The sequence below is a fragment of the Dyella sp. genome, from assembly GCF_035277725.1.
In the GTDB taxonomy this organism is placed as follows: domain Bacteria; phylum Pseudomonadota; class Gammaproteobacteria; order Xanthomonadales; family Rhodanobacteraceae; genus Dyella_B.
This window is the reverse complement of record NZ_DATEJY010000062.1, coordinates 1-5,401: the sequence shown is the minus strand read 5'-3', so window position 1 is coordinate 5,401 and position 5,401 is coordinate 1. Positions and strand designations below refer to the sequence as shown.

5 protein-coding genes are annotated in these 5,401 nt (G+C 63.9%); 3 read left to right on the top strand and 2 right to left on the bottom strand.

Translation table 11 applies throughout. The annotated features are described in order from the left end of the window. Positions 1-39: 39 nt before the first annotated feature. Together rpmG and rpmB are read right to left on the bottom strand one after the other, a co-directional pair. The gene (rpmG, locus tag VJR68_RS05590) at positions 40-207 is read right to left on the bottom strand and encodes a 50S ribosomal protein L33 (RefSeq protein WP_026635435.1); all 168 of its coding nucleotides are present in this window, start codon (positions 205-207) and stop codon (positions 40-42) included. 12 nt (positions 208-219) lie between these two features. After that, a complete protein-coding gene (rpmB, locus tag VJR68_RS05585) occupies positions 220-456 on the bottom strand; it encodes a 50S ribosomal protein L28 (RefSeq protein WP_026635436.1) in 237 nt (78 codons plus the stop codon). Positions 457-762: 306 nt separating this feature from the next. Here rpmB and secB point away from each other — a divergent pair, with 306 nt between their 5' ends. From secB to VJR68_RS05570, 3 genes are all read left to right on the top strand, one after another. Next, complete coding sequence (gene secB / locus VJR68_RS05580; protein ID WP_324146580.1) at positions 763-1,266, top strand: protein-export chaperone SecB; 504 nt, start codon at positions 763-765, stop codon at positions 1,264-1,266. 23 nt (positions 1,267-1,289) lie between these two features. After that, the gene (locus VJR68_RS05575; protein ID WP_324146579.1) at positions 1,290-2,315 is read left to right on the top strand and encodes an NAD(P)H-dependent glycerol-3-phosphate dehydrogenase; all 1,026 of its coding nucleotides are present in this window, start codon (positions 1,290-1,292) and stop codon (positions 2,313-2,315) included. Between the two features lie 87 nt (positions 2,316-2,402). Further along, positions 2,403-5,401 (top strand): DEAD/DEAH box helicase (locus tag VJR68_RS05570; protein WP_324146578.1); only part of this gene is annotated, 2,999 nt, incomplete at its 3' end.

The following is a 5,401-nucleotide window of genomic DNA, read 5'->3' as shown; positions in this document are numbered from 1 at the left end:
AGATCCTGGCTTTCGCCAGAGCATTCACCTAACGGTGGATCACTTGATCTTGCCTTCCTTGTAGATCACGTGCTTGCGCACGACCGGATCGTATTTCTTGAATTCAAATTTGTCCGGGGTGTTCTTCTTGTTCTTCTGCGTGGTGTAGAAGTGGCCGGTACCGGCCGAAGAGATCAAACGGATCTTGTCGCTCTTGCTCTTGGACATGACTTAAGCTCCTTAGATCTTTTCGCCACGGGCACGCAGGTCGGCGATCACGGCCTCGATGCCCTTCTTGTCGATGGTACGCAGCGCCTGGTTGGAGACGCGCAGTTTGACCCAGCGGTTTTCGCTGGCAACCCAGAACCGGCGCTCATGCAGGTTGGGCAACCAGCGGCGGCGGGTCTTGTTGTTGGCGTGCGAGACGTTATTGCCGGTCTGCACACCCTTTCCGGTGACTTGGCATACACGGGCCATGATGACCTCCGTAGATTTCGTAAACCGCCCGTTGGCCAGGGCGACATCGGCCCAGCGGCGCAATGCGCCACGCGATGCTGGAGGGTGTTGCGGGTCGCTTGGTCGTGAGGTCCGCATCGCGTTGCGGACATGCCCGGCAGGCCGGGTCGACGGGGGCGAGCCGCGCATTATCCGGTAAAAACGCCCTGCTGCGCAATCTCTAACCACTTTTGCAGCCTTCGCCGACATGGCGACAGACGGGGATGTATGGAACAATTCCCCTTCTTTGCGCCTCGCGCGCTTCGCCTTTTGAATCGAGGGATACCCATGGTAGATATCACCGCCAACGGCCAGGGTGCTGGTCAGGCCAATCAGCCGCAGCTCGTGCTGCAGAAGATCTACGTCAAGGACGTATCCTTCGAGGCGCCCAATGCGCCGCAGATTTTCCAGGAAATCGGCGAAATCACCGAAGCCCCCCAAGTACAGCTCAACCTGTCCCAGCGTGCCACCGGCCTGGGCAACGACTTGTACGAAGTGGTGCTCACCCTGACCCTGACCTGCACCATCAACGAGCGCACGGCCTATCTGGCGGAAGTGCAGCAGGCAGGTCTGTTCGGCATCGCCGGTTTCGCCGAGGCCGACCAGGCCGGCATCATCGGCAGCTACTGCCCGAACCTGCTGTTCCCGTATGCCCGTCACGTGATTTCCAACCTGGTGCAGGAAGGTGGCTTCCCGCCGTTCCTGCTGCAGCCGATCAATTTCGAAGCCCTCTACGCCGAGCAGCAGCGCCGCATGGGCGCTGGTGGCGAGGCCCCGACGCTCAACAGCTGAAACCCGGCGAACAAGGTCCTGATATGACCGACCAGCCGATCCTGGCCGTGCTCGGGGCTGGCTCCTGGGGCACGGCCCTGGCCACCATGGCCGCGCGCAATGGGGTACCCACTCGCTTGTGGGGCCGCGATGCAGCGGCCCTGGCCGACATGGCTGCCAGCCATCGCAACCAGCGCTACCTGCCGGACCTGCAACTGCCGCCCGGGCTCGCCTTCGAGCCCGACTTGGCCAAGGCCGTACGCGGCGCCACCACGCTGCTGATCGTGGTGCCCAGCCATGCCTTTGCCGAAATGCTGGCCGAGATCGCGCCCTTGCTCGATCCGGGCACCAGCATCGCCTGGGCGACCAAGGGCTTCGAGCCGGGCACGGGCCGGTTCCTGCACGAGCTGGTGGCCGAACGGCTGCCCGGGCGGTCGGCCGCGGTGCTCACCGGCCCGTCGTTCGCGCGCGAGGTCGCTTCCGGCCAGCCCAGCGCTGTCACGGTGCATTCCGAGAACGCCGCCTTCGCGCAGCAGCTGGCCGATTTGCTGCACGCCCCGAACTTCCGTGTCTACACCGGTAACGACGTGCTGGGCGCCGAGCTTGGTGGCGCAATGAAGAACGTGCTGGCCGTCGCCACCGGCGTCGCCGATGGCATGCAGCTTGGTCTGAACGCTCGCGCGGGTCTCATTACCCGTGGCATGAACGAAATGCTGCGCCTGGGCGTGGCGCTTGGCGCAAAGCCGGAAACGCTGATGGGCCTGTCCGGCCTGGGTGATCTAGTGTTGACCTGCACCGGCGATCTGTCGCGCAACCGCCGTCTGGGATTGGCGCTGGGGCAGGGCATCGGCATTCACGAAGCGGTGGCGCAGATCGGTCAGGTCGTCGAAAGCGTCGTCACCGCCAACGAAGTCGTGCGCCTGGCCGACAAGCACGGCCTGGATCTCCCCATCAGCAAAGGCGTGCGCGCCGTGCTGCATGGTGACGTGACGCCGGTCGAAGGCATGAAGGCCTTGATGGCGCGCGAACAGAAGCCGGAATACCCGCAGGGCTTGTTCGGAACGCATTGAGCTATTTTTTTGTGTGCATCCGCTTGTGGTGCGCACCCGGATCGCTGCTAAGCTCAAGGTTTTGATCGCTCCAGGGATCGCATGCGCATGCACCTACCGGACGAGAACCAGCACGGCGATGCTTCCGCCCAGCATGAAGAGCGCGAGGGAAGCCTGCCCGGCGTGTGGCGCAAGCTGCTCGGCAAGCCCGCTGCGGGTGGCGCGCACGAACATACAGTGCTCGGTTTCTTCTTCGAGGTGATGCCGGAGGATGGTGTCCCCTACGCGCGCCTGGATTCGGCGCCCGTGTTGCTGGTGCCGGGCGAGCATGGCCGCTTCAGCCGGCCCGCCCCGCTGGAAAGCAAAATGCTTTCCCATTCGATCCTGACCCTGCACGAACAACGGCTGGCCACGACCGTGCTCGGCCTGCCGCAGGCCTTGCGCAAGTCGCGCAGTTACGCACGTTTGTCAGGCCACGTGGGCAATGCGCTGCTGGCCGAGATGCTGGATACCGCGCCCTGCTTCCTGGGCGGACTCGCCGGTCTGCGCCTGTCGCGCGGCAAGTCGCATCAGTTGAATTGGCATTGGCAACTGGAACAGGACGGCAGCCAGCGCCTGTTGCCGGCGTTGCCCCACAGCCAGCGCCTGCTGCGCATTGATGGGCTGTGGTACCTGGATGCAGAGCGCGCCGAACTGGGTCATCTGGAAGCCGATCCGGAAGAAACGCACTGGCTGGACTTGCCGCCGCTCAAGCATGAATACAGCCGTCTCTTGCGCGGCGCATTGCCATCGAGCCGCCTGGCGCATCGCATCCCGCAGCCGCAGGTATTCGACGAACTGCGCCGCGCCGAACTCGCACCCAAGCCGGTGCTTATCTTGCACGCATTGACCCGTCACGCGCGCCTGGCCGCCGGCACGCCGCCGCTGGCTTACGCACGACTCGCCTTTGACTACGCCGGCGAGCGCCTGCCAGGACGCGGCGGCGAACCTTTGGTGCGCCGCGTACGCAACGGCCAGCTGGTGGAAATCACACGCAGACGTGCGGAAGAGCTTTCCACCATGGAACAGCTCGAACGTGCCGGCCTGACGCTCGGCGTCGACACCGAAGGGCTGCCGTGGGACTTGGCTGACACCTTGCCGGAAGACGCCTGGCTGTTCCCCGGCAAGGGCCACGCGGGCGCGCTCGAAGTGAACACGCCCGCGCGGTGGCTTGCCTTGCGGCCAAAGCTCGAAGCAGAAGGCTTCCTGCTCGAATACGCACCGAGCTTCCCGTTCGAAGTGCTGGAAGGCCCGGTGCGCTGGTACGGCAACGCGGTGGAAGACGCCGACGATCACGCCTTCGATCTGGAAATCGGTATCGAAGTGGAAGGCAAGCGCCGCAACCTGTTGCCCGCGGTAGCGCAGGCATTGGCCGAACATCAGCTCAATCTCAGCCCCGCGCCAAACGAGCCCGAGGATGCCGTCTGGTACGCGCCGGTCGACGAGCGTCGCCGCGTGCCGGTGCGCCTGAAGGAATTGCGCGGTTTGCTGGCGCCGCTCGCCGAATACCTCGAAAAGCCGAAGAAAAAACTGCATCTGCCGCGCGTGCAGGCCGGCCGTCTGGAAGAAATCGTCGAAGCGTTGCCGGCCGGTGGCGAATTACAGGCACCCGAGCAACTGCGCGGATTCACCGCACGCCTGCGCGATGCCGCCGAGCGTGCGAGCGATGCTGTTCCCGAAGGTCTCACCGTCGAATTGCGCCCTTACCAGCGCGAAGGTCTGCGCTGGTTAAACGCGCTGGCCGAAGCCGGCGTCGGTGGCGTGCTCGCCGACGACATGGGTCTTGGTAAGACACTGCAATTGATCACGCACCTTCTGGCGCTGAAAGAGCGTAGCGCCTTGCAGCAGCCCGCGTTGATCGTGGTGCCCACCAGCCTGATTCCGAACTGGCTGGCGGAAATCGCACGTTTCGCACCCTCCCTGCGCGCACTTGCCTTGCATGGTCCGCAGCGCAGCGGCGATTTTTCGCAGATCGCCGCGCAGGACATCATCCTCACGAGCTACGCCTTGCTGCCGCGTGACGTGGTGACGCTGCGCAAACAACCGTTCTCGTTGATCGTGTTTGACGAAGCGCAACAAGTGAAGAATCCACGCACGCAAGCACGCCGCGCGGCGCTCACCTTGCGCGCGCCACGCTGCATCTGCCTCACCGGCACGCCGCTGGAAAATCACCTCGGTGAACTCTGGTCGCAGGTGGATCTGGCTGTGCCGGGCCTGCTGGGTGATGAAGGTGCCTTCCGTCGTCACTACCGCGTGCCGATCGAAAAGCAGCGCGACGAGGATTGCCAAGAGCGCCTCAATCGCCGTCTCGCGCCGTTCATCCTGCGCCGAACCAAGGCGCAGGTTGCATCAGAGCTGCCGTCCAAAACCGAAATCACGCGCCGCGTGGTGCTCGATGGCCGTCAGCGCGAGCTATACGAGAGCCTGCGCCTGTCGCTGGCCGACGAACTGCGCGAAGTGATTGCTCAACGAGGTATCGCACACAGCGGCATCGTAGTGCTCGATGCGCTGCTCAAACTGCGCCAAGTCTGTTGCGATCCACGCCTCGTCAAACTGGAGGCGGCACGCGGTGTGCGCGATTCCGCCAAGTTCGAACTGCTGATGGACATGCTGCCCGCGCTGCTCGCCGAAGGGCGCAAAGTGCTGCTGTTCTCGCAGTTCACCGAAATGCTCAAGCTGATCGCCAACGAGCTGGAGCGGCGCCGCATCCGCTATGTGATGCTCACCGGCGAAACACGCGATCGCGCCGAACCCGTGCAGCGCTTCCAGGAAGGCGACGTGCCTTTGTTCCTGCTCTCGCTGAAAGCCGGCGGCGTCGGCCTCAACCTGACCGCGGCCGATACAGTCATTCATTACGACCCGTGGTGGAATCCCGCCGCCGAAGCGCAAGCCAGCGACCGTGCGCATCGTATCGGCCAGGACAAGCCGGTATTTGTATTCCGATTGATTACGTCGGGGACGGTGGAAGAGCGCATCGAGGAATTGAAAGCACGCAAGGCGGAGCTTGCCGAAGCGGTGCTGGAAGGTGGCGGTACGCGCGAGAAGTTGAGTTTCGATCAGGCTGATCT

Bases quoted from the DNA above. Each gene is read 5' to 3' on its own strand.
- rpmG (WP_026635435.1), bottom strand. From the start codon at position 207: ATGTCCAAGAGCAAGAGCGACAAGATCCGTTTGATCTCTTCGGCCGGT.
- rpmB (WP_026635436.1), bottom strand. From the start codon at position 456: ATGGCCCGTGTATGCCAAGTCACCGGAAAGGGTGTGCAGACCGGCAAT.
- VJR68_RS05575 (WP_324146579.1), top strand. From the start codon at position 1,290: ATGACCGACCAGCCGATCCTGGCCGTGCTCGGGGCTGGCTCCTGGGGC.
- secB (WP_324146580.1), top strand. From the start codon at position 763: ATGGTAGATATCACCGCCAACGGCCAGGGTGCTGGTCAGGCCAATCAG.